At 66.8% G+C, this 23,356-nt stretch carries 19 protein-coding genes and 1 pseudogene; 11 read left to right on the top strand and 9 right to left on the bottom strand.

Annotated features, from left to right (window positions below):
- Positions 1-32: 32 nt before the first annotated feature.
- Entirely contained in the window at positions 33-623 is a 591-nt protein-coding gene (locus ACPUER_RS15210) for a LysE family translocator (RefSeq protein WP_175960096.1), read from the top strand.
- A 289-nt stretch (positions 624-912) separates the two neighbouring features.
- On the top strand, positions 913-1,992 hold the full coding sequence (locus tag ACPUER_RS15205; RefSeq protein WP_425131480.1) for a purine-nucleoside phosphorylase: 1,080 nt from the start codon (positions 913-915) through the stop codon (positions 1,990-1,992).
- Between the two features lie 217 nt (positions 1,993-2,209).
- On the opposite strand, the gene ACPUER_RS15200 is transcribed toward ACPUER_RS15205, so the two are convergent.
- Positions 2,210-2,503, bottom strand: a complete 294-nt coding sequence (locus tag ACPUER_RS15200; protein ID WP_072444545.1) for a DUF4148 domain-containing protein — start codon at positions 2,501-2,503, stop codon at positions 2,210-2,212.
- Between the two features lie 364 nt (positions 2,504-2,867).
- A complete protein-coding gene (gene ceoR, locus ACPUER_RS15195) occupies positions 2,868-3,872 on the bottom strand; it encodes a putative multidrug efflux transcriptional regulator CeoR (RefSeq protein ID WP_072444546.1) in 1,005 nt (334 codons plus the stop codon).
- A gap of 174 nt (positions 3,873-4,046) precedes the next feature.
- Between ceoR and ACPUER_RS15190 the strand changes: the two genes are divergently transcribed.
- From ACPUER_RS15190 to ACPUER_RS15170, 5 genes and pseudogenes are all read left to right on the top strand, one after another.
- Positions 4,047-4,907, top strand: coding sequence for an alpha/beta hydrolase (locus tag ACPUER_RS15190; protein ID WP_027781544.1), 861 nt, complete (start codon positions 4,047-4,049; stop codon positions 4,905-4,907).
- A gap of 32 nt (positions 4,908-4,939) precedes the next feature.
- A complete protein-coding gene (gene ceoA, locus ACPUER_RS15185) occupies positions 4,940-6,157 on the top strand; it encodes a multidrug efflux RND transporter periplasmic adaptor subunit CeoA (protein ID WP_425131479.1) in 1,218 nt (405 codons plus the stop codon).
- A gap of 45 nt (positions 6,158-6,202) precedes the next feature.
- Positions 6,203-9,418, top strand: coding sequence for a multidrug efflux RND transporter permease subunit CeoB (ceoB, locus tag ACPUER_RS15180; RefSeq protein ID WP_175960100.1), 3,216 nt, complete (start codon positions 6,203-6,205; stop codon positions 9,416-9,418).
- Positions 9,419-9,428: 10 nt separating this feature from the next.
- Positions 9,429-10,961 (top strand): annotated as a pseudogene (opcM, locus tag ACPUER_RS15175) (multidrug efflux transporter outer membrane subunit OpcM); the annotation flags it as partial.
- 188 nt (positions 10,962-11,149) lie between these two features.
- Positions 11,150-11,554, top strand: a complete 405-nt coding sequence (locus ACPUER_RS15170; protein WP_425131478.1) for a hypothetical protein — start codon at positions 11,150-11,152, stop codon at positions 11,552-11,554.
- Positions 11,555-11,642: 88 nt separating this feature from the next.
- On the opposite strand, the gene ACPUER_RS15165 is transcribed toward ACPUER_RS15170, so the two are convergent.
- Complete coding sequence (locus ACPUER_RS15165) at positions 11,643-12,239, bottom strand: TetR/AcrR family transcriptional regulator (RefSeq protein ID WP_425131477.1); 597 nt, start codon at positions 12,237-12,239, stop codon at positions 11,643-11,645.
- Positions 12,240-12,364: 125 nt separating this feature from the next.
- On the opposite strand from ACPUER_RS15165, the gene ACPUER_RS15160 reads away from it, so the two are divergent.
- Complete coding sequence (locus ACPUER_RS15160) at positions 12,365-12,796, top strand: Tautomerase enzyme (RefSeq protein ID WP_425131476.1); 432 nt, start codon at positions 12,365-12,367, stop codon at positions 12,794-12,796.
- Between the two features lie 65 nt (positions 12,797-12,861).
- On the opposite strand, the gene ACPUER_RS15155 is transcribed toward ACPUER_RS15160, so the two are convergent.
- Positions 12,862-13,752 (bottom strand): LysR family transcriptional regulator, encoded by an 891-nt coding sequence (locus ACPUER_RS15155; RefSeq protein WP_425131475.1) that lies wholly within the window; start codon positions 13,750-13,752, stop codon positions 12,862-12,864.
- Positions 13,753-13,849: 97 nt separating this feature from the next.
- On the opposite strand from ACPUER_RS15155, the gene ACPUER_RS15150 reads away from it, so the two are divergent.
- Complete coding sequence (locus tag ACPUER_RS15150; RefSeq protein ID WP_175960107.1) at positions 13,850-14,290, top strand: PACE efflux transporter; 441 nt, start codon at positions 13,850-13,852, stop codon at positions 14,288-14,290.
- A gap of 92 nt (positions 14,291-14,382) precedes the next feature.
- Here the strand turns inward: ACPUER_RS15150 and ACPUER_RS15145 are convergent, their stop codons facing one another.
- The 5 genes from ACPUER_RS15145 to ACPUER_RS15125 all read right to left on the bottom strand — a co-directional run bounded on the left by ACPUER_RS15145 (position 14,383) and on the right by ACPUER_RS15125 (position 20,645).
- On the bottom strand, positions 14,383-15,234 hold the full coding sequence (locus tag ACPUER_RS15145; protein ID WP_175960108.1) for an alpha/beta fold hydrolase: 852 nt from the start codon (positions 15,232-15,234) through the stop codon (positions 14,383-14,385).
- A gap of 247 nt (positions 15,235-15,481) precedes the next feature.
- Positions 15,482-15,847, bottom strand: coding sequence for a DUF3579 domain-containing protein (locus tag ACPUER_RS15140; RefSeq protein ID WP_425131474.1), 366 nt, complete (start codon positions 15,845-15,847; stop codon positions 15,482-15,484).
- A gap of 25 nt (positions 15,848-15,872) precedes the next feature.
- Positions 15,873-17,234 carry a sigma-54-dependent transcriptional regulator gene (locus ACPUER_RS15135; RefSeq protein ID WP_425131473.1) on the bottom strand — a complete coding sequence of 454 codons (1,362 nt, stop codon included), beginning with the start codon at positions 17,232-17,234 and terminating at the stop codon, positions 15,873-15,875.
- The gene (locus tag ACPUER_RS15130; protein ID WP_425131472.1) at positions 17,224-19,107 is read right to left on the bottom strand and encodes a sensor histidine kinase; all 1,884 of its coding nucleotides are present in this window, start codon (positions 19,105-19,107) and stop codon (positions 17,224-17,226) included. The genes ACPUER_RS15135 and ACPUER_RS15130 overlap by 11 nt, the downstream gene beginning before the upstream one ends.
- A gap of 173 nt (positions 19,108-19,280) precedes the next feature.
- Positions 19,281-20,645, bottom strand: coding sequence for a 2-hydroxycarboxylate transporter family protein (locus ACPUER_RS15125; protein ID WP_175960112.1), 1,365 nt, complete (start codon positions 20,643-20,645; stop codon positions 19,281-19,283).
- A gap of 433 nt (positions 20,646-21,078) precedes the next feature.
- Here ACPUER_RS15125 and ACPUER_RS15120 point away from each other — a divergent pair, with 433 nt between their 5' ends.
- Positions 21,079-21,930: a MetQ/NlpA family ABC transporter substrate-binding protein gene (locus tag ACPUER_RS15120; RefSeq protein ID WP_175960113.1), complete on the top strand. Its 852-nt coding sequence runs from the start codon at positions 21,079-21,081 to the stop codon at positions 21,928-21,930.
- An 11-nt stretch (positions 21,931-21,941) separates the two neighbouring features.
- Positions 21,942-23,354, top strand: a complete 1,413-nt coding sequence (locus tag ACPUER_RS15115) for an LLM class flavin-dependent oxidoreductase (RefSeq protein WP_425131471.1) — start codon at positions 21,942-21,944, stop codon at positions 23,352-23,354.
- Positions 23,355-23,356: the final 2 nt, after the last annotated feature.

Raw genomic sequence — 23,356 nt, 5'->3', positions numbered from 1 at the left:
TCGATGCCTTTCGTTGACGGCGTCGCGGATCGGTGAGCGATTTCCTGTTCGGGCTGACGATCGCGCTGTCGGTCGGGCCTGTCGCGCTGATGATTGCGAACTACGGGATGCGCGCCGGCACCGCGAGTGGCGTGCGCGCGGCAGTCGGTGTCGCGACGGCCGACGGCTGCTATGCGATCGTCGCGTTCACGATTGGCGCGATGCTCGCGGGCACGCTCGCGTCGCACCAGTTGCTGTTCCGTGTCGTCGGTGCGCTCGTGTTGCTCGCGATGGGCACGTGGATGCTATGGCAGGCGCTGCGGGACCGGCGCCGCACGCTCGACGGCGATGTACCGACGCCGGGCAATCGCCCGTTCACGTCGATGTTCTTCGTCACGCTCGCGAATCCGCTGACCATCCTGCTGTTCTATGGCTATGCGACGGCTGCCGCCGGTGCGCATCGGCACTGGCTTTTCGGCGCCGCATGCGTGTTTGCCGGCAGCCTCGCGGGGCAGCTCGTGTTCGCATTCGGCGGCAGTGCGATCGGGCGCATCGTGAAGTCGCCGGGGTGGCTCGCGGCGAGCCATGTGGTTGCCGCGCTGGTCGTGCTCGGTTATGGCGTCGCGGGGCTCGTACGCGTGTAGCGGTTCGGGAGCCGGCCGAAGGCGACGTCGACTTCGACGGGTGCGATGTTCGGTGTTATGCCGGCGGGCGTTCGTTCCTGCCAACCGGATAGTATTCCTGATGGTCGCCGTGCACGGCGATGGTGCAAAACCAACGACGCACATCGCATTGCGCAACACGCACACCGTTGCACGAAACACGGGGAGCCGTTTCGTAGCCGGGTTACGCATCGCGCGGGCCCGTTCTATACTCCTTCGCGCAGTCTCCGAGAGCCGTTCTCACCCAACATCATCGAAACAAGGGACGCCGATGCTGACTCGCTCCATTCTTTCCGCCGCCGCATTCTCGCTCGCGGCCTGTGCGACCGCGCCGTCGATCGCGCAGGACAACCAGGGCAATAACGCGGGCAACACTGCATTTGCCGAGACCGGTGCACAGGGCCGCCCGGTCAAGGTCATGATCATCACGATGTTCGGTCCGGAGGGCCAGGCCTGGCTCGACCGGATCGGCCCGTGGCGCGACATTGCCGTGCCCGGTCTGTCGCCCGACTACCCGAACGTGCATTGCAACAAGCAGGACGTGTGCGTGGTCACGACCGGCATGGGCTATGCGAACGCGTCGGCGACGATCATGGCACTCACGTTCTCGCAGCGTTTCGATTTGCGCCGCACGTACTTCCTGATCTCCGGCATCGCGGGCGTCGACCCCGCGCAAGGCACGGTCGGTTCGGCCGCGTGGTCGAAGTACCTCGTCGATTTCAGCCTGCAGTGGGAACTCGATGCGCGCGAGATTCCGTCCGGCTGGAACACGGGCTTTCTCGGCATCAACACGAAGAGCCCGAACGACAAGCCGCCGCTCGACTACCGCACCGAAGTGTTCCAGCTCAATCCGCAACTGACCGACGCCGCGTACGCGCTGTCGCGCAACGTCGTGCTCGCCGACAGCGCGCAGGCGCAGGCCGCGCGCGCGAAGTTCACGTATGCGCCGGCGAACCGGCCGCCGACGGTGATCCAGTGCGACACGTCATCGGGCAACACGTGGTTCTCGGGCACGTTGATCGGCGAGCGCGCGCGCCAGTGGACGAAGATCCTGACGGACGGCAAGGGCACCTACTGCATGACCGCGCAGGAAGACAACGCGACGTATGAAGCGCTCAAGCGCGCGGCGAGCGTGAAGCGGGTCGACCTGTCGCGCGTCGCGGTGCTGCGTACCGGGTCGGATTTCGACCGGCCGTATGCGGGGCAGACGAGTGCCGACAACCTGCTGAACTACGCGGACCAGGGCGGCTTCGCCCCGGCGACCGAAAACCTGTATCGCGCGGGCAATCCGCTCGTTCAGGACATCGTGACGCACTGGGGCGAATGGCGCGACGGCGTGCCGCGCCGCTGATGGCCGGACTGGCCGGACGATGACTCAGCCGGCGGTCAATGCGATTGCGGCGCCGAACGGAACGGCGTCCAGACCGGCGTGGTGTCGTCCCAGTGATCGAGCGGCGAAGGAAGTTGGTCGTTCATCATGTGCTCCTGCAACTAACTGACTCAGCGAGTCGTCGATGGGTGTTTCGCGACGCCGCGCACGGGGCAACCCGCTGCGCGGCGTCGCGCGTTTACCGGCCTCCGCCGGCGAGCTGGTTGCTTTCCGGCATCGAGCGATACGGGCCTTGCGCGAGTTCGAGCCCTTGCGGATACGAAGTTGCCTTGCGCAGGTACGCGAGCGTGCCGTCGCGGCGAGCCTGTTCGACTTCCGCACTCACTTCGGCGCGCGTGCGCGGGCCGTTGTGCTGCGAGTACCACGACGTGTTGCCGTAGTCGCCGGCGTGCGGCGTGCCCGAATCGGCGAAGGCCGGTGCGGACACGGCGAGTGCAAGGGCAAGGGCGGAGAGAAGGTGGCGGCGGTTCATGGCGTAACTCCTGTCGGTCCCATCAAGCGGGATCTGTTCGATGCGCAACGAGGTGCGCGACAGGGTTTACTCTAGGTATCCGTTCCGTCGCGATAAATGCGGCAGACGCGAATTGATTTGTCGTTGCAAAGGAACAATCGTCATCCGCACGCTCGGCAGGGTTATGCGGAAATCGCCGCCAGCCCCATGCAGCGGGGCTCACACGGATGCGACGACAACCCGCGACGACGCACGCGAACGATTGCCGCGCTCGGCACAAAGGATTGCTGCGGATTCGGGAAAGATGGCGCGCGCCGCGCGGGAATGCGGCGCGAAGGCGGGGCAGCACGCGGGCCTCGCAGCCCGCGCGTGCTGGTTCAGACGATTACGCGACCCACTCGTTGATGACCGGCGTGTCGAGCGCCGGCGCGCGCTCGGCTTCCTCGAACGTGCGCTTGCTGCACGTCGCGTCGAGGCTGCCCTTGCCGCTCAGCAGCGGGCAGCGGTCGAACACTTCGGCGATCCAGTCGACGAACACGCGCACTTTCGGCGACAGATGGCGGCTGTGCGGATACACGACCGAGATCGGCATCGGCAGCGGCTTGATGCCGGGCAGCACTTCCTTGAGCCGGCCTTCGCGCAGGTGCGGCAGCACCATGAAGAGCGGCGGCTGGATCAGCCCGAAGCCTTCGATCCCGCAGGTCACGTACGCATCCGCGTCGTTCACCGACACGATGCTTTCCATCTTGATCTCGGTTTCCTTGCCGTCGATCAGGAACGACCAGTCGATCGTGCGGCCGGTGCGGCTCGAGAAATAGTTGACGGCCTTGTGCTGGCTCAGGTCCTCGATCGTCTTCGGCTCGCCGAAGTGTTCGAGATACGCGGGCGCGGCGACCGTCACGCCTTCGAACAGGCCGACCCGGCGCGCGACGAGCGACGAGTCCTGCAGCGCGCCGACGCGGATCACGCAGTCGACGCCTTCCTGCAGCAGGTCGACCGGGCGGTCGGACAGGCCGAGCTGCAGGTCGATGTCCGGATAGCGCGTGTGGAATTCGCACAGCGACGGAATCACGAGCAGCCGCCCGATCGAACCCGGCATGTCGATACGCAACTTTCCGTGCGGCTTCCGGTTGTTGGCCTGGAAGCTCGCTTCGGTTTCCTCGACGTCCGCGAGGATCCGCACGCATCTTTCGTAGTACGCGGCGCCGTCCGGCGTCAGCGACAGCCGGCGCGTGGTCCGGTGCATCAGCCGCACGCCGAGGAACGCTTCGAGATTCTGGATGATCGTCGTGACGGACGCCCGCGGCAAGCCGAGCGTTTCTGCCGCCTTGGTGAAGCTGCTTGTATCGACGACGCGAGTAAACACCTGCATGGCCTGAAGCCGGTCCATCACAACCTCCGCAATCTAATTTGCCGCCGGAACAAGAAGGCTGCGCTACCTCGTGGGTGAACGCAGCCTCGGATTGTTCGGGGTCGTTGAATTGTGTTGCCGGATTATAGGCATTTATCCCAATGTCTGCCGGCCCCAGAATTCGTTCCATCTCGAAATGGATGCTGCATCGTCATGGACGCTTCTGAATTCAGCAAATTCCTGAAAGCCGCGCTGCCCGCTCAAGCCTTGGCGGGCGCGGCGCTGACGGTTGCCGAAGTGGAAATTCCCGGCTACGCACAGGACATCGTGCTGCGCCTCTACCGCCGCCCGGACAAGACCGGGCTGCCAGTAGTGCTTTATTTCCACGGCGGCGGTTTCGTCCGCGGTTCGCTCGAAGACGCTGATTTCGCCGCGCGTTTTTTAGCAGAACGCTTACCAGCTCTCGTAGTGTCGGTCGATTATTCGCTCGCGCCGGCCTTTCCTTTTCCGGCCGCGCCGGAGGATGCGTATCGCGCGGCCGTGTGGGCCGCGACGCGTGCCCGCGCGTTCGGCGGCAATCCGAAGAAGATCGGTGTCGCGGGCCACGACGCGGGCGGGCAGCTCGCGAATTGTCTGGCATTCATCGCACGCGACCGCGGCGAAGTGTCGATCGCCGCGCAGGCGCTGTTCGGGCCGATGCTCGACCCGAGCATGACGCGCATCGGCGACGCCGAGCGTCTCGCGTCGGACATCACCGCGCGCGAATGCGCGGCCTGTTATCGCGCGTATCTGCCGCAGGCCGCGCAGCGCATGCACCCGTACGCGGCGCCGATCGAATCGGTGCGCCTCGCGGGGTTGCCGCCGACGCTCGTCGTCACCGCGCAGAACGACGTGCTGCACGTCGAAGCGGAGAAATATGCGGGCTGCCTGATTTCGTCGGGCGTGCTCACGCAGGTGATCCGCTATCCGGACATCACGCACGCCGCGCTCGCGACGCACGAAGCCGCATTCGAGGAAGCCGTGCGCTTCTTCCAGTGCCGCTTCCAGGCGCGCCAGCCGAACCGTTCCGAATAACCAGAACCAATCCACGTTTATTGGAGATCCACATGGCCATCCTACGCACCTCCCGTTCCCGAATCGCGACAGCGGCGATCGTGACGCTCGCCGTTGTCGGCCTCGGAACGTTCGGCGCAATGCGCGTGAACGCGAACGCGCCCGAAAAAGCAGCCGCGCCGCTGCCCGAAGTCGACGTCGCGACCGTCGTGCCGCAGACCGTGACCGACTGGCAAGGTTATTCGGGCCGCCTCGAAGCGATCGAGAAGGTCGACGTACGCCCGCAGGTGTCGGGCACGATCGTCGCGGTGAATTTCAAGGACGGCGCGCTCGTGAAGAAGGGCGACGTGCTGTTCGTGATCGACCCGCGCCCGTACCAGGCCGAAGTCGACCGCGCGGCTGCGCAGCTCGCGGCTGCCCAGGCCCGCAACGGCTATGCTCAGACCGACTGGCAGCGCGCGCAGCGGCTGATCGGCGACAACGCGATCGCGAAGCGCGATTACGACGAGAAGCAGAACGCGGCGCGCGAGGCGACGGCGAACGTGAAGGCGGCCGATGCCGCGCTGGAAACGGCGCGCATCAACCTCGGCTATACGCGGATCACGGCACCGGTGTCGGGCCGCGTGTCGCGCGCGGAGATCACGGTCGGCAACGTCGTGTCGGCCGGTGCGTCGGCCGCGCCGCTGACGACGCTCGTGTCGGTGTCGCCGATCTATGCGTCGTTCGATGCGGACGAACAGACCTACCTGCAATACATCAACGGCGCGCGCGACGGCCGCAAGGTGCCGGTCGAGCTCGGCCTCGCGAACGAAGCCGGCTACTCGCGCAGCGGCGTGATCGATTCGGTCGACAACCGGCTCGACACGTCGTCGGGCACGATCCGCGTGCGCGCGCGCTTCGACAACGCCGACGGCGCGCTCGTCCCGGGCCTCTACGCGCGCGTGAAGGTGGGCGGCAGCGCGCCGCACCAGGCGCTGCTCGTCGACGACGCGGCGATCAACACCGACCAGGACAAGAAGTTCGTGTTCGTCGTCGACCAGCAGGGCCGCGTGTCGTACCGCGAAGTGCAGCAGGGGATGCAGCACGGCAACCGGCGCGTGATCGTGAGCGGGCTTTCCGCGGGCGACCGCGTGATCGTGAACGGCACGCAGCGCGTGCGGCCCGGCGAGCAGGTGAAGCCGCACATGGTCCCGATGACGGGCGGCGATGCGCCGTCCGCGCCGCTCGCGAGCACCGCGAAGCCGGCCGCACCGGCGAAGGCGGATTCGTAAGCGGCGCGCCGCTTCGCATCCGCGTTCAACCAGACAGAGCCACACATGAACATTTCCAAATTCTTTATCGACCGGCCGATCTTTGCAGGAGTCCTATCGGTGATCATCCTGCTTGGCGGGGTGATCGCGATGTTCCTGCTGCCGATTTCGGAATATCCGGAAGTCGTGCCGCCTTCCGTGATCGTGAAGGCGCAGTACCCGGGCGCGAACCCGAAAGTGATCGCCGAGACGGTCGCGTCGCCGCTCGAAGAGCAGATCAACGGCGTCGAGGACATGCTCTACATGCAGTCGCAGGCGAACAGCGACGGCAACATGACGATCACCGTCACGTTCAAGCTCGGCACCGATCCGGACAAGGCCACGCAGCTCGTGCAGAACCGCGTGAACCAGGCGCTGCCGCGCCTGCCGGAAGACGTGCAGCGGCTCGGCATCACCACGGTGAAGAGCTCGCCGACGCTGACGATGGTCGTGCACCTGATCTCGCCGGACAACCGCTACGACATGACCTACCTGCGCAACTACGCGCTGATCAACGTGAAGGATCGCCTGTCGCGGATCCAGGGCGTCGGCCAGGTGCAGCTGTGGGGTTCGGGCGACTACGCGATGCGCGTGTGGCTCGATCCGCAGAAGGTCGCGCAGCGCGGGCTGTCCGCCGAGGACGTCGTGCAGGCGATCCGCGAGCAGAACGTGCAGGTCGCGGCCGGCGTGATCGGCGCGTCGCCGTCGCTGCCCGGCACGCCGCTGCAGCTGTCGGTGAACGCGCGCGGCCGTCTGCAGACAGAAGACGAGTTCGGCGACATCGTCGTGAAGACGACGCCGGACGGCGGCGTCACGCGCCTGCGCGACATCGCGCGGATCGAGCTCGACGCGTCCGAATACGGGCTGCGCTCGCTGCTCGACAACAAGCCGGCCGTCGCGATGGCGATCAACCAGTCGCCGGGCGCGAACTCGCTGCAGATCTCGGACGAAGTGCGCAAGACGATGGCCGAGCTGAAGCAGGACATGCCGGCGGGCGTCGACTACAAGATCGTCTATGACCCGACGCAGTTCGTGCGTTCGTCGATCAAGGCCGTCGTGCACACGCTGCTCGAAGCGATCGCGCTGGTCGTGATCGTCGTGATCGTGTTCCTGCAGACCTGGCGCGCGTCGCTGATTCCGCTGATCGCGGTGCCGGTGTCGATCATCGGCACGTTCTCGCTGCTGCTCGCGTTCGGGTATTCGATCAACGCGTTGTCATTGTTCGGGATGGTGCTCGCGATCGGGATCGTGGTCGACGATGCGATCGTCGTCGTCGAGAACGTCGAGCGCAACATCGAGAGCGGGATGAACGCGCGGCAGGCGACCTACAAGGCGATGCAGGAAGTGAGCGGGCCGATCATCGCGATCGCGCTGACGCTCGTCGCCGTGTTCGTGCCGCTCGCGTTCATGTCGGGCCTGACCGGCCAGTTCTACAAGCAGTTCGCGATGACGATCGCGATCTCGACGGTGATCTCGGCGTTCAACTCGCTGACGCTGTCGCCGGCGCTGTCCGCGATCCTGCTGAAGGGCCATGGCGACAAGGAAGACTGGCTCACGCGCGTGATGAATCGCGTGCTCGGCGGCTTCTTCCGCGGCTTCAACAAGGTGTTCCATCGCGGCGCGGAGAACTACGGCCGCGGCGTGCGCGGCGTGCTGTCGCGCAAGACGCTGATGCTGGGCGTGTACCTCGTGCTGGTGGGCGCGACCGTGCTGGTGTCGAAGGTCGTGCCGGGCGGCTTCGTGCCCGCGCAGGACAAGGAATACCTGATCGCGTTCGCGCAACTGCCGAACGGTGCGTCGCTCGACCGCACCGAGAAGGTGATCCGCGACATGGGTTCGATCGCGCTGAAGCAGCCGGGCGTCGAGAGCGCGGTGGCGTTCCCGGGGCTGTCGGTGAACGGCTTCACGAACAGCTCGAGCGCGGGCATCGTGTTCGTCACGCTGAAGCCGTTCTCCGAACGGCACGGCAAGGCGCTGTCGGCCGGTGCGATCGCCGGCGCGCTGAACCAGCAGTACGGCGCGATCAAGGACTCGTTCGTCGCGGTGTTCCCGCCGCCGCCGGTGCTCGGCCTCGGCACGCTCGGCGGTTTCAAGATGCAGATCGAGGATCGCGGTGCGGTCGGCTATGCGCGGCTCGCGGATGCGACCAACGACTTCATCAAGCGCGCGCAGCAGGCGCCCGAGCTTGGCCCGCTGTTTACGAGCTACCAGATCAACGTGCCGCAGCTCAACGTCGATCTCGACCGCGTGAAGGCGAAGCAGCTCGGCGTGCCGGTCACCGACGTGTTCAACACGATGCAGGTGTATCTCGGCTCGCTGTACGTGAACGACTTCAACCGTTTCGGGCGCGTGTACCAGGTGCGCGTGCAGGCCGATGCGCCGTTCCGCCAGCGCGCGGACGACATCCTGCAGTTGAAGACGCGCAACGACAAGGGCGAGATGGTGCCGCTGTCGTCGCTCGTTACGGTGACGCCGACGTTCGGCCCTGAAATGGTGGTGCGCTACAACGGCTACACGGCGGCCGACATCAACGGCGGCCCGGCGCCGGGCTTCTCGTCGGGTCAGGCGCAGGCCGCGGTCGAGCGGATCGCGCACGAGACGCTGCCGCGCGGCGTGCGCTTCGAGTGGACCGATCTCACGTACCAGCAGATCCTCGCGGGCGATTCGGCGATGTATGTGTTCCCGATCAGCGTGCTGCTCGTGTTCCTGGTGCTCGCCGCGCTGTACGAAAGCCTGACGCTGCCGCTCGCGGTGATCCTGATCGTGCCGATGAGCATTCTGTCGGCGCTGACGGGCGTGTGGCTCACGCAGGGCGACAACAACATCTTCACGCAGATCGGCTTGATGGTGCTGGTGGGGTTGTCGGCGAAGAACGCGATCCTGATCGTCGAATTCGCGCGCGAACTCGAACACGACGGCAGGACGCCGCTCGAGGCCGCGATCGAGGCGAGCCGGCTGCGGCTGCGCCCGATCCTGATGACGTCGATCGCGTTCATCATGGGCGTCGTGCCGCTCGTCACGTCGACGGGCGCGGGTTCGGAAATGCGCCATGCGATGGGTGTCGCGGTGTTCTTCGGGATGCTTGGCGTGACGCTGTTCGGGCTGATGCTGACGCCGGTGTTCTACGTCGTGCTGCGCACGCTCGCGGGCGGCAAGATCCACGTCGCGGGCAAGGACTCGGCCGGTTACGGCGTGACGGCCCCGGGCGTACCGGCTTCGGGCGTGCCGGCTTCGGATGCTTGAGGATAAGAAGATGGACAACATGCACAACACGAATGGCCTGATGCGCTTCGCGAAGGTGGCGGCCGCGAGCACCCTGCTCGCGACGCTGCTCGCCGCGTGCGCGGTAGGCCCCGACTACAAGCGCCCGGATGCGCCGACGCCCGCCGCGTTCAAGGAAGCGCCGACGCTCGCCGCGGGCGAACAGGCCGGCACGTGGAAGACGGCCGAGCCGTCGGACGGCGCGCACCGCGGCGAATGGTGGACGGTGTTCGGCGACCCGGTGCTCGATTCGCTCGAGACGCAGGCGCTCGCCGCGAACCAGAACCTGAAGGCCGCGGCCGCGCGTGTCGAGGAAGCGCGCGCGGCGACGCGTTCGGCACGCTCGCAATGGTTCCCGCAGGTCGGCGCCGGCTTCGGGCCGACGCGCGAAGGGCTGTCGTCGGCGTCGCAGCTCCAGCCGCAAGGCACGGGCCCGACCAACGCGACGCTGTGGCGCGCGCAGGGCACGGTGTCCTACGAGGCCGACCTGTTCGGCCGCGTCGGCCGCAACGTCGAGGCGTCGCGCGCCGACCAGGCGCAGAGCGAAGCGCTGTTCCGTTCGGTGCAGCTCGCGCTGCAGGCGGACGTCGCGCAGAACTACTTCGAACTGCGCCAGCTCGACTCGGACCAGGACCTGTACCGCCGCACGGTGGAGTTGCGCGATCAGGCGCTGAAGCTCGTGCAGCGACGCTTCAACGAAGGCGACATCAGCGAGCTCGACGTGTCGCGCGCGAAGAACGAGCTGGCCAGCGCGCAGGCCGATGCGGTCGGTGTTGCGCGCCGGCGCGCGGCTTCCGAGCATGCGCTCGCGATCCTGCTCGGCAAGGCGCCCGCGGATTTCGCGTTCAAGGAAACGCCGATCGTGCCGGTCGGCGTGAAGATTCCGGCGGGCCTGCCGTCCGCGCTGCTCGAACGCCGTCCGGACGTGTCGGCGGCCGAGCGCGCGATGGCGGCAGCGAACGCGCGGATCGGCCTCGCGAAGTCGGCGTACTTCCCGAAGCTCGACATCACGGGGGCGTTCGGCTATGAAGCGTCGACGCTCGGCAACCTGTTCCTGTGGTCGAGTCGCACGTTCCTGCTCGGGCCGTTCGCCGGCACCGCGCTGACGCTGCCGCTGTTCGACGGCGGGCGCCGTGCGGCCGGCGTGCAGCAGGCGCGCGCGCAGTACGACGAGCAGGTCGCGAACTACCGGCAGCAGGTGCTCGTCGCGTTCCGCGAAGTCGAGGACAATCTCGCCGATCTGCGCCTGCTCGACGACCAGATCCGCGCGCAGGATGCGGCCGTCAATGCGTCGCGCCGCGCGGCGACGCTGTCGCGCACGCAGTATCAGGAAGGCCAGGTCGCGTATCTCGACGTGATCGACAGCGAGCGCTCGGTGCTGCAGTCGCAGTTGCAGTCGAACCAGTTGACCGGCGCGCAGGCCGTGTCGACCGTGAACCTGATCCGTGCGTTGGGCGGCGGGTGGGGTAATGCGCCGACGGCGGTCGGCGATGCGGGGTCGGGCAAGGAGAACGTGGCCGCGCGTCGAAATCCGCAGCCGAACCCAGCCACTTGCCGTTCCAGCAGTCCAGAAAGGGCTCAAACCGACTGCAAGAAGGAAGCAGCCGGATTGCAGGGAAGTCACCATTCCGTGTGGCCATATACCGCCTGTAATTGACGTCCCGCCTGCCCTCCAATTACGCTCCGGCGTGGATCCGACATCAAGGAAAGTCAATGAACGACGACGCAACAGAACACGTGATTGCGCTGGCCAAACACGTCGTCAGTCATATGCTGGCGACATTTCCAGGTTGGCGCGAAGTCTATATTCGTTTTGACGCGCCGAGCGATTCCCAGTATGGGGTGCGAGCGTCCTACACCATGACAGGCGGCATCGAATTGATCCCGACGATGCAGCATCGGGATTTCATTGACGGCATTGCCCACATCGGCGTGCAACTGCGCGACGCGTTATCGAACAACGGAAAGAAATTTCGCGTCTGCCTCCTTCGTGCCAACTCTCGGTATTCCTATCGAATGGATTACGAGTGGAACGACTCCACGAGATGGAACATCACCAAACTCAACGGGGCGTCGGGCCTTCCGGATGGACTGGATGCGCTCGCCCCACTGGACTGATGCCGCGTTTCGTGGCCGACCTCGGACACCCAACGCTCTCCCGCCAATCCTCGGCGACCTCGTTTGACGCCCGGCACACCGCGCTGCACTAAGCGCGTTCCTCCGGCAGCCCATCCGGACGTTCCGCGATCAGCACCGCATATCGCCCGACTGCGTCGGCGATGCGCTCCGCCAGCACGGGATCGCGCACCGCGCGGGCGAGCGTGACGCCGCCCGACAGCAGCGCGAGGAATGCGATCGCGCGGTCGTCGTCGGGTTGGTCGCCGAGCCCGGACGACACTTCGTCGACGATCTGCCGCAATGCTTTCTCATACGCGTCGCGCGTGTCGTCGTCGGCGCGCATCACCTCGGGGGACAGGCTCGGCAGCGCACAGCTTTCGCCGAGCGCGCAGGTGCGCCGCGGCCCGAGATAGAACGACACGAACGGGCGCCGCCAGCGCGCGCCGTGCTCCGCCTTGAACGCGGCGACGCCTTGCCGCAACTGGTCGAGGCCCGACAGCACGACGCTGCGGAACGCTTCGCCTTTCGATTTGAAATGTCCGTAGAACGCGCCGTTTGTGACACCCGCCGCCTTCGTCAACGGACCGATGCCCGAACCGCCATATCCCTCCTGACGGAACAATCGGCTCGCGGCATCGAGGATGCGCGCGCGGGTTTCGTGCTTGTGCTCGACGGAATAACGCATGACTGGCTCGCTTCAGAGCGATCGCTCTTTATCTTGCATAGAGAGCAATCAGTGTCTAATGTATAGAGAGTGACTGATATTTATATCACGTCACGATTCCGATGACCTGACCAGGAGGAAGTGCGATGCCGATTACGCTGACAGTATCCGAAGGGGTTTTCACGCCGGACGACGAAGGGCCGGTGTTTGCCGAGCTGACCGATGCGCTGCTGGATGTCGAAGGGTTGGCCGGGAATGCGTTCCTGGCGCCGAACGTGGTGGGCACGCTCAATGTGCTGCCACGGAACCGGACTTTCGTGCACGGACGGGCGGAGCCGGCGGCGTTCGTCGAACTGAAGCTTCCCGCCGTGGCGCTCGCGGCGCCCGACAAGCAGCGGCAATTCGTCGAACGCGCGACCGCGATCGTGCTGCGTCGGGCCGGCGGGCGGCTGGCGCCGGCGCAAGTGTGGGTGAACGTCGTTCATGCCGTCGACGGCGGATGGGGTATTGCCGGACGACGCTTCGACAACGCATCGCTCGTCGATTCGATCCAGAGTGCGGTGGTGGCCGCACAGTAACTGCAACTAACGGTCGAGCGGTCATGCGGTGACCAACGGTGCGGCGGCGATCGCCGCCGCACCGATTACCTGTTGTCGCCGGCAGCCCGCAGCGCCCGCACCAGTTCGCTCGCCGCCTTGCCGAGCCCCGTGTGTTTCTGCCGCCGCAAATACACGGGCAGCGGCAGCCCGTTGCGGATGTTCGCGAACGCGAGCGGCGCGAGTTCGCCTGCCGTGACATACCGGCCGATCATCGATGCGGGCAGGTTCGCCCAGCCATGACCTGCTGTCACGAGCGCGATCGCCGTGGCCATGTCGGTCACCTTCCACGTGCGGTTGCCGATCACGGGCCGCACGTCGGTCAGCGGCCGCTCCGGATCGGCGATCACGATCTGCCGGAAGCCGGACAGCCGTTCTATCGCTTCAGGACGTGCGGCTTCGGCGATCAGCGGATGGCTCGGCGCGGCGACTGCAATGAGCGTTTCGGTCCACAGCGCGTGGATCTGTTCCTGCGGATGCAGGTCGAGCCCGCCGTATGCGACGCACAGATCGACGGCGCCACGATGCAGCGCGTCGACGATCGCGTCCTGCGGTGCGGTGACGATGCTGATCGCGAGCGCCGGGTATTTCGCGGCCACCGCCGTCAGCGCGCGGGCGACCGGCGCGCCGTCGATCTCGGCCGCGAGCCCGAGCCGCAACGTATCCTCGACACCTTCCGACAAGTGCTGCGCATGCGCACGCAGCGCATGCAGCCGCTCGGCGATCGCGCGCGCGTCGGGCAGCAGCGCGGCCATCGCGGCGGTCGGCGTCGGCTCGCGCGTGCCGCGATCGAACAGCACGAGGTCGAGTTCGGCCTCGAGGTTCGCGATCGCCATGCTGACCGCCGACGGTGTGCGGCCGAGCGCTCGCGCGGCGGCCGAGAACGAACCTTTGTCGATGACGGTCAGCAGCATGTCGATGTGGTCGCTGGTCAGCACGCGCGCCTCCTGTCAGAAAAATTGAAAGGACCTGACTTTTGCGGACGAAGTGCCCGCTGTAGTCTCGCCACCTGGTTCGAAACGAAGGTGGTTGGTCATGCAAGGATGGAAGAGACGCATAGTCTACGTCGTGATGTTCGAGGTACTCGGCATCCTCGTCGCGTCGTCGGTGCTCGGCATGCTGAGCGGCGCTAGCGCGGCGACGAGCGGCCTGCTTGGCGTGATGATCTCGACGACCGGTGTCATCGTCAATTTTCTGTACAACCTCGGGTTCGAGGCGTGGGAACGGCGGCGTGCGGAAACGACGCGCACCGTCGCGCGGCGCGTCGTGCATGCGATCGGCTTTCAGGCCGCGCTCGTGACGTTCCTGATTCCGCTGATCGCGTGGTGGCTCGACGTGCCGCTGCTGCAGGCATTCCTGTACGACGCGGTGCTGATCGTGTTCTTCCCGATCTTCACGTTCACGTACAACTGGGCGTTCGACAGCGTGTTCGGGTTGCCGGATGCGGTGACGCGCAAGGCGGCGCCGGCTGCGTGATGCAGAGGGATGCGAAACGATGCGGACAGCTCCGCGCCGTTTCGCTTCTGCAAGAGAGAGGAAGACGGGCGGCGCGCATGCCGCCCGCGACGTTACGCGGCGACGAACTCGTGCACGTAGCGGTTGAACACGGCCGGGCTCGCCGCATTCATCCCGTGCGACGCACCGGCGACGGTCTGCCGTTGCGCATCGCCGATCCACTGCGACAGCGTGTCGACGTTGTGGCGGAACATCTTCGGGCTGCGCTGGCCGTCGATCAGCAGCGTGCGGCATGCGATGTCGCCGGCCGTGTGCTGCGAATACGCGGGCAGCGGGTCGCGCAACTGCTTCGGCAGCGTGCTCGCGTTGTCGATCGCCATCGTGCGGAAGCGCGACGTGCTTTTCTTCCATGCGCCCGGCAGGCTCACCGAGTCGACGAACATTTCGAGGCCCGCTTCGACTTCGCCCTGCTCGATCAGGTTCACCGCCTTCGTGCGCAGCGCGAGCGCGGCGGCCGGCAGCGCGGCTTCGCGCACGCCCTGCTGTTGCAGCGGGCCGCCCGGATCGGCAAGCGTGAGCGATTCGACGAGGTGCGGATGCTGGCGCGCGACGTTGAACGCGACGCTGCCGCCACGCGAATGGCCGACCAGGTGCACGGGGCCGAGATCGAGCGCGTCGATGAATTCGGCGAGCTCGTCGACGTGGTTCTGCCAACTGAACTCGTCCTGGATGCCCGCTTCGACGGCCGGCCAGTAATGGCTGAGGCTCGGCGCGATGCAGCGGTAGTGGGCCGACAGCGACGCAAGCTGCGGATCCCAGTAGCGGTAGTCGCACAGCGAGCCGTGCACGAACACCATCGGCGCGCCGCTGCCCCGCTCGACATACGGCAGGCTGATGCCTGACGAAAGCGTCGCAAATTGCAGGTCGGGGTTCGCGAGCACGGACGGCTCGATTCGCATGTTCATGACTGAAAGACTCAAAGGTGCGTCAACACGACGCAACTATGCATCACGGCGACCTGCAAGGAAAACGCATAATTTTCATCGTGACGATCAATTTTATTGATGGCTGTGCCGGAAACCCCTGTCGGAGCGTGGTCATATGTCGAAGCCTTCAATCATCTGACGATTTATTTCGGCGGAGAAAGGGCGTGCGGCGGCCTGCGCACATGCGCAAACGCACCGGAAAAAGAGGGAAGCAGGGGGCTGCGCGTCAGCGCACCGTCAACGCCGGCGCGGCCTGCAGCTCGACGGGCAGATCGTTGTCGGCCGCGAACTGCATCGCGAAATCGAACGCGTCCGCGCATACGCCGCGCAATTCGTCCGACACGAACAGGCATTTGACGCCGCCGTCGACGACCGGCATCGCGAGCCGCGACAGCGCGCACGGATAGCCGGGCCGCCGTTCGCCGACGAACAGCGTGATGACGCCCGCGAGGCGTTCGGGCCAGTCGCTCGGGCGGAAGGTCTTCCGCGCGCGCGTGACGCCGCGGATCAGGTGGCCGTGGGTTTGGTCGTGGGTTTGGTCGTGGGTTTGGTCGATGAGGCGGCCGTGTTCGGTGACTTCGATGCGATCCATGCTGTGGTGCGTGTCCTTGTCCGCGTCATTCGCCGCCGTCGGCCGCCGCGTCGCCGCGCGCGGGAATCCGCAGGTTGCGCAGCTTGTGGTAGAGCGTTTTCTTCGGCATGCCGAGCGCGACGCTTGCGTCCGCAACGTTGCCGTGGTGACGCTGCAGCATGTCCTCGATCAGCATCCGTTCGAAATACGCGAGCTGTTCCGCGAGCGTGCCGCCCACGGCCGGCGCGCCGCCCGTCGACAGCAGGCTGTCGCCGGTCAGCCCGAGCACGAAGCGGTCGGCCACGTTCTGCAGCTCGCGCACGTTGCCGGGCCACGCGTGCGTCATCAGTTCGGACACCTGCGCAGCCGTGACGACCGGCGCCGGCTGCCCGAAGCGCCGCGCGGCCGCGAGCACGAAATGCTCGAACAGCAGCGGCACGTCCTCGCGCCGCTCGCGCAGCGGCGGCAGCTCGATCTGCGCGACGTTGAGGCGATACAGAAGATCCGCGCGAAAGCGCCCGTCGGCCGCGAGTTCGGCGAGATCGGCCTTCGACGCGGCAACCACGCGGCAGTCGACCGGAATCAGCTCGTTCGCGCCGAGCCGCTCGACCACGCGCTCCTGCAGCACGCGCAGCATCTTGATCTGCAGCGAAATCGGCATCGTCTCGATCTCGTCGAGGAACAGCGTGCCGCCGTGCGCCCATTCGATCTTGCCGATGCGCTTCTTGATCGCGCCGGTGAACGCGCCGGCTTCGTGGCCGAACAGTTCGCTCTCGAAGATCTGCTCGGGCAGGCCGCCGCAGTTCAGCGCGACGAAATGCGCGTCGCGCCGGCCGCCGAAGTCGTGCAGGCTGCGCGCGATCAGTTCCTTGCCGGTGCCGGTTTCGCCGGTGATCAGCACCGACACCGACGTATCGGCGAGGCGCAGGATTTTCTTGCGCACGTCGGCCATCGCGGGCGACTTGCCGAGCACGTACGCCTCGATGCCCTGCCAGTTGTCGAGCGCCGCGCGCAGCCCCTGCACCTCGAGCGTCAGGCGGCGCTTCTCGACCGCGCGCGCGACGCGGCCGGCGATCACGTCCGACGAGAACGGCTTCTCGATGAAGTCGTACGCACCGACCTGCATCGCGCCGACGGCCGTCGAGATATCCGCGTGGCCGCTGATCAGCACGACCGGGATCTGCGCATCGACGGCCATCACGCGGTCGAGCAGCTGCAGCCCGTCGATGCCCGGCATCCGCACGTCCGACACGATCACCACCGGCGCGCCGGGTGCGACATACGCGAGCGCGTCGGCGGCCGACGCGAACGCGTCGACCGGGAACCCGGCGAGCGCGACGGCCTGCTCGACGCCGATCCGGACGTTTTCATCGTCCTCGACGACCAGCACCCGAATCTCATCTTCCATGCTCTGTCCTTTGCAGCGTCGCCGCCGCGAATTCGATACTGAACTGCGCGCCGCCTTCGTCGCGGTTCGTCGCGGCGATCTTCGCGCCGAACGCCTCGACGATGCGCGACGTGATCGCGAGGCCGAGCCCGAGGCCCTGGCCGCGCGGCTTGGTCGTGACGAACGGCTCGAACAGGTGCGGCAGCACGTCGGGCGCGATGCCGGCGCCGCTGTCGGCGATCGTGAAGCGCACGCGGCCGGCTTCGTCCGGTTCGGCCGCCTCGATGACGATGCGGCGCACGGGCGCGTCGTGCACCGCGTCGAGCGCGTTGCCGAGCAGGTTCACGATCACCTGCTGTAACTGGCTCGATTCAGCGGACACCGCCGTGCCGGGCGCGATGTTCACGTCGAGCCGCACGCCTTCGTCGCGGATTCGCGCGTCGTAGATGAGCCGCGCATGCGCAACGGCCTCGTTCAGCGACACCGCGACGCGCTCGACGTCGGGCTTGCGCGCGAAGGTTTTCAACTCGCCGGTGAGCACGGCCATGCTGTCGACGAGCTTGCCGATCCGTTCGAGATTGGCATCCGCCTGCGCCGGCTGGCCGCGCGCGAAGAACGTGCGCGCGTTGTCGCACAGCGTGCGGATCGCGACGAGCGGCTGGTTCAGCTCGTGCGTGAGGCCGGCGGCCATCTGCCCGAGCACCGCGAGCTTGCCCGCGTGCACGACTTCCTGCTGCGAATCGCGCAGCCGCTGCTCGGTGCGCTCGCGCTCGTCGATCTCGTTCTGCATCCGCTCGTTCGCGGCCGTCAGCGGGGCCGTGCGCTGCGCGAGGGTCTGTTCGAGCCGGTGGTTGGCGGGGCGCAGCGCAACGTGGGCGCTCAGCCGCGCGACGATCGCCCGGCGGCGCTGGATCGCGTAGCCGGCCAGCAGCGCGGCGATCAGGAACGCGCCCGTGACGAACACGAACGCCGTCTGCTGCTGGCGCCGCGCGCCCGCGATGTCGAGCAGCACCATCAGCGAATCGCCGGCCTGCGGCGCGGGCCGCGACATCACCAGATAGCGCGTGCTGCGGCCGGCGCGGCGCGGATCGGGGAACGCGCCGAGCCACGCGGCCGCGCTGCGCTCGCCGATGTGGCGGTACGGCAGCGCGTCGACGGTACGGCCCGCGTATTGGCGCGACGCCTGGATGTCGTGCTGCTGCTGCGCGGTGATCGGGCGCAGCGCGGTGAATTTCCATGCGGGTTCGGTCGAGATCACGACCACGCCGTTGCTGTCGACGACCATCGCGGCGACGCCCGGCGCGCGCCATGCCGATTCGAGCGAATCGACGCTGATCTTCACGGCGGCCACGCCGATCGGCACGCCGTCGTCGCGCACCGCGCTGGCGAAGTAGACGCCCGGCACGCCCGTGTTGGTGCCGATGCCGAAGAAGCGGCCGCTGCCGCGCGCGAGCGCGTCCTTGAAGTACGGCCGGTACGACACGTTGGTGCCGACGAAGCTGATCGTCTCGTTCCAGTTGCTGGCGGCGATCACTTCGCCCTGCAGGTCGATCACGTCGACCGCGCCGCTGCCCGCGTCGCGGTTCACGGCTTCGAGGTACGTGTTCACCTTGTGCACGAGGTCGGGCGCGTCGTGCGGCGCGGCCTTCAGCATCGCACGCACGCCGTCCTGCCGCGCGACCAGGCCGGGCAGGATCTCGAAGCGGCCGAGCTCGCTCTTCAGGCTCGACGCATACAGGTCGAGCCGGTGCGCGCCGGTTTCCTCGAGCGCGTCGATCGCGCGTTCCCATGCGAAATCGACGGCCGCAGCGGCCACGCCGACATACAGCACGGCGGTCAACCCCCAACCCCACCACGGGATTCCCTTGAAGCTTTTCTGCACGTTCGCCCTCATCGAAACCCGCAACCGGCCGTCCGCAACCGGCCGTCCGCAACCGGCCGTCCGCAACCGGTCGTCCGCAACCGGTCGTCCGCAACCGGTCGTCCGGAACGACGCGCGCCGCGCGCCGGCAAGGCCGGCGGCGGCGCGTGCGAAGCAGCCGGCGCGACGGGGCGCGCGGCGGCGCATCACCCGAAGTGCGCGACCAGGATCAGCGTGACCGTGACGACGATCGCGCCGCCGATGCGCGTCGCGATCTGCGCGAACGGCATCAGCTGCATCCGGTTCGCGGCGGTCAGGATCGCGACGTCGCCGGTGCCGCCTTGCCCGCTATGGCACGCGTTCACGATTGCGGTGTCGATAGGGTACATCTTCATCAGGCGGCCGACCACGAAACCGGTGCCCATCAGCGTCGCGACGGTCGACACGATCGTCACGACGTTGACGATCGTGAATGCGGCGGTCAGCTTGTCCCACGGCGTCATCGCGACGCCGATCGCGAACAGCAGCGGATACGTGACGGCGGTCGAGAAGAACTTGTAGACGACGAACGCGCCTTCCTGCAGCGGCGGCGACACTGCGCGCGCGAGCTTCACGAGCACCGCGAGGAACAGCATCGCGACCGGTGCGGGCAGGCCGAACAGCTTGTGCGCCATCAGGCCGACGAGGTACAGCGTGATCGCCGTGATGCCGGCGCCCGCGATGTGCGTGACGTCGACGTGGCCGCGGATTTCTTCGTTTTCCGGCGTCATGTCGCCGGTTTCGCCGACCTGCAGGCGGCCGTTGCCCGTCAGGTGCGGCAGGCGCTTGCCGAGCATGTCGAGCGCGCCCGACAGGATGATCGCGGTCAGGCTGCCGAGCATCACCGACGGCAGCACCATCGCGAACATCTCGCCTTGCGGCAGGTGCATCAGTTCCGAATAGCCGATCGACAGCGGAATCGCGCCTTCGCCGACGCCGCCGGCCATGATCGGCACGACGATGTACAGCAGCGTGTGGCGCGCGCCGAGGCCGAGCGCGGTGCCCACCGCCGTGCCGACGATCGCCGCGGCGACCGAGCCGACGGCGAGCGGGACGAAGATCTTCACGAAGCCCTGGATCAGCACGCGGCGATCCATGCTCAGGATGCTGCCGACGATGATCGAAGCGATGAACAGGTACAGGAAGTTGGTCGACTTCGTGAATTCGACCGTCAGGTTCAGCACCGGCTTCGGCAGCACGTGGTAGTACGTGAGCGCCGACGGCACGAAGGTCGCGAAAATCGCGGCCGCGCCGATGTTGCGCAGCAGCGGCAGGCGCTTGCCGAGTTCGGCGCACGTGAAGCCGAAGAACGCGAGCACGGCGATCGCCATCGAGATTTCGCCGGGCACCTTGCCCGTCACCGCGAAGCCGACGATCAGCCCGAACAGGATCACGTAGACCGGCAGCGGGATGATGCCGACGCGGATTTCCATCAGCTTCCACCAGCCTTCCGGCCAGAAGCGTGCGCGCGTGGCGGGGCCGGCTTCGGCAATCGGCTCGGGATGGGACGGGGTATGGATAGAGGTCTGCAAGACGTGTCTCCTGATGTTGGAATGCCTGCTTTGCTTCGCGGCATCGTGTGCCGACTATTACGCAACCTCCGTGCCAAGGTATCGGCCTGTCGGCTTGTTTGCAGATCATTGATTCATAAGGGATTTTTATCGTCTGCGGAAAGGGCGGCGCGAAGGCCGTTCCGAGATTTCGGAATTCGTGCGGCGGGCAGGCCGAGATTTCGGCCGGGTGGCCGGCCTGCTACTCGGCCGGACCCCCGGCCGCGCCCGATCACCCGCCATATCGCCGCGCGCGATTTTCTTCGCACAATCGCTTCGTAGACCGCCCCCTCGCCGCTCTCTATCATCGGCTGATCCTTTTCCGATGCGACGACGACTGTCCGGAGAACGCCTGCGCGTTCGCCGCGGCGTCGCTCATCCGTCGATACCGTCTTTGGACAGGAGAGTGGTTTCCATGCTGCATGCCGTTTTTTCCGCCCGCTTTTCCTCCGGCCGCTTCGCGCGGCCGGCCCGCCTGCTGGCGGCCGTGCTGCTCGCCGGGTTGTTCGGCGTCGGGCTGCCGAACGGTGCACGCGCCGACACCGCGCCGCTGAAGGTCGGCATCTCGACCAGCCCGCAGATCGAAGCGCTGAAGATCGCCGCGAAGGAGGCGAAGGCGCAGGGGCTCGACGTGAAGATCGTCGAGTTCACCGACTGGAATACGCCGAACGCGGCGCTCGCGAACAAGGACATCGACGTCAACTACTTCCAGCACATCCCGTTTCTCGAGAACGCGAACAAACAGGGCGGCTACAACTTCGTGTCGATCGCGCCCGGCACGATCATGAAGATCGGCCTCTATTCGAAGAAGGTGAAAAGCTTTGCGGAGCTGAAGGACGGCGCGCGCGTCGCGATCGCGAACGATCCGGTGAACGGCGGGCGCGGGCTGTTGCTGCTGCAGCGCGCGGGGCTGATCACGCTGAAGCCGGGCGCCGACTACCGCGCGACGACGCACGACATCGTGTCCAACCCGAAGCACCTGAAGATCATTCCGCTCGAAGCATCGCAGCTCGCGCGTTCGCTCGACGACGTCGATCTCGCGCAGGGCTATCCGAGCTTCATCAAGCTTGCCGGCACGACCGACCCGAACAGCGCGCTGCTGTTCGACGGCACCGAGAACAAGATCTTTGCGATCCAGTGGGTCGTGCGGCCCGATAGCGTGAACGACCCGCGCATCCGCAAGTTCATCGCGATCTACCAGCACTCGCCGGCCGTGCGCCGTGCGCTCGACAACGCGTTCGGCTCGCTGTACGCGATCGCGTGGTGACGGAGGCTGACATGACGACGGCGAACCGCAAGAAGATCCTGCTCAACGCATTCAACATGAACTGCGTCGGGCACATCAATCACGGGTTGTGGACGCATCCGCGCGACCGCTCCGCGCACTACACCGATCTCGACTACTGGGCCGATCTCGCGAAGACGCTCGAACGCGGCAAGTTCGACGGGATCTTTCTCGCGGACATCGTCGGCGTGTACGACGTGTTCGGCGGCGGCCCCGACGCCGCGCTGCGCGAATCCGTGCAGGTGCCCGTCAACGATCCGCTGCTGCTCGTGCCCGCGATGGCGCAGGTCACGCGGCATCTCGGCTTCGGCGTGACCGCGAACCTGACCTACGAGCCGCCTTACCTGTTCGCGCGCCGCATGTCGACGCTCGATCACCTGACGAAAGGGCGCGTCGGCTGGAACATCGTCACCGGTTATCTCGACAGCGCCGCGCGCGGGATGGGCCTCGCGCAGCAGATCGGCCACGACGACCGCTACGAGCGCGCGGACGACTTCATGGACGTCGTCTACAAGCTGTGGGAACAGAGCTGGGACGACGACGCGGTGATCCGCGATGCACAGGCACGCGTGTTCGCGCAGCCGGGCAAGGTGCGGCGCGTGAAGCACGACGGGCCGTTCTATTCGGTCGACGCGATCCACCTGAGCGAGCCGTCGCTGCAGCGCACGCCGGTGCTGTACCAGGCCGGTTCGTCCGCGCGCGGCGTCGAGTTCGCGGGCCGGCATGCGGAATGCGTGTTCGTGAACGGGCAGAGCAAGGCGGCCGCGCGAGCGGCGGCGCTCGACATCCGCGCGGCCGCCGCGCGGCAGGGGCGCGACCCGGCGTCGATCCGGATCTTCGCGGGCGTGAGCGTCGTGACGGCCGAGACCGAGCGGCTCGCGCGCGAGAAATTCGACGAATACCGGCGCTACGCGAGCCCCGAAGCCGGCCTCGCGCACTTCGCGAGCTCGACCGGCATCGACTTCGCGAAGTACGGCCTCGACGAACCGATCTCGTACGTGAAGACCGATTCGATCCAGTCGGCCGTCGACGCGATCTCGCGCAAGAGCACGACCGGCACGTGGACCGTGCGCCGGATGCTCGAACAGATGTCGCTCGGCGGCCGCTACGCGCCGATCGTCGGTTCGCCGTCGCAGGTCGCGGACGAGCTGCAGTCGTGGATCGACGAGACGGGCATCGACGGCTTCAACCTGACGCGCACCGTGATGCCCGAGTCGTTCGAGGATTTCGTCGACTGGGTCGTGCCCGAGCTGCAGAACCGCGGCGTCTACAAGGAAGACTACGATCCCGCGCCGACGCTGCGCGAGAAGCTGTTCGGCGCGGGCGCACGCCTGCCTGCATGGCACACCGGCGCACAGCATCGGCCGGCCGCCGCGCCCGAACCCGCGCATCCCGCGCACGCCTGAAC

Origin of the sequence: Burkholderia sp. DN3021 (genome assembly GCF_049805555.1) — a bacterium.
GTDB classification, from domain to species: Bacteria; Pseudomonadota; Gammaproteobacteria; order Burkholderiales; family Burkholderiaceae; genus Burkholderia; species Burkholderia pyrrocinia_C.
This window is presented reverse-complemented; position numbering and strand designations above follow the sequence as displayed.

Coding starts and splice junctions, on each gene's coding strand:
- ACPUER_RS15140 (WP_425131474.1), bottom strand. CDS start 15,847: ATGGATCGCATCGAAGTCACCGAACACGGCCGCCTCATCGACCAAACC.
- ACPUER_RS15160 (WP_425131476.1), top strand. CDS start 12,365: ATGCCGATTACGCTGACAGTATCCGAAGGGGTTTTCACGCCGGACGAC.
- ceoA (WP_425131479.1), top strand. CDS start 4,940: ATGGCCATCCTACGCACCTCCCGTTCCCGAATCGCGACAGCGGCGATC.
- ceoR (WP_072444546.1), bottom strand. CDS start 3,872: ATGGACCGGCTTCAGGCCATGCAGGTGTTTACTCGCGTCGTCGATACA.
- ACPUER_RS15130 (WP_425131472.1), bottom strand. CDS start 19,107: ATGAGGGCGAACGTGCAGAAAAGCTTCAAGGGAATCCCGTGGTGGGGT.
- ACPUER_RS15145 (WP_175960108.1), bottom strand. CDS start 15,234: ATGAACATGCGAATCGAGCCGTCCGTGCTCGCGAACCCCGACCTGCAA.
- ACPUER_RS15120 (WP_175960113.1), top strand. CDS start 21,079: ATGCTGCATGCCGTTTTTTCCGCCCGCTTTTCCTCCGGCCGCTTCGCG.
- ceoB (WP_175960100.1), top strand. CDS start 6,203: ATGAACATTTCCAAATTCTTTATCGACCGGCCGATCTTTGCAGGAGTC.
- ACPUER_RS15170 (WP_425131478.1), top strand. CDS start 11,150: ATGAACGACGACGCAACAGAACACGTGATTGCGCTGGCCAAACACGTC.
- ACPUER_RS15165 (WP_425131477.1), bottom strand. CDS start 12,239: ATGCGTTATTCCGTCGAGCACAAGCACGAAACCCGCGCGCGCATCCTC.
- ACPUER_RS15135 (WP_425131473.1), bottom strand. CDS start 17,234: ATGGAAGATGAGATTCGGGTGCTGGTCGTCGAGGACGATGAAAACGTC.
- ACPUER_RS15190 (WP_027781544.1), top strand. CDS start 4,047: ATGGACGCTTCTGAATTCAGCAAATTCCTGAAAGCCGCGCTGCCCGCT.
- ACPUER_RS15150 (WP_175960107.1), top strand. CDS start 13,850: ATGCAAGGATGGAAGAGACGCATAGTCTACGTCGTGATGTTCGAGGTA.
- ACPUER_RS15200 (WP_072444545.1), bottom strand. CDS start 2,503: ATGAACCGCCGCCACCTTCTCTCCGCCCTTGCCCTTGCACTCGCCGTG.
- ACPUER_RS15115 (WP_425131471.1), top strand. CDS start 21,942: ATGACGACGGCGAACCGCAAGAAGATCCTGCTCAACGCATTCAACATG.
- ACPUER_RS15205 (WP_425131480.1), top strand. CDS start 913: ATGCTGACTCGCTCCATTCTTTCCGCCGCCGCATTCTCGCTCGCGGCC.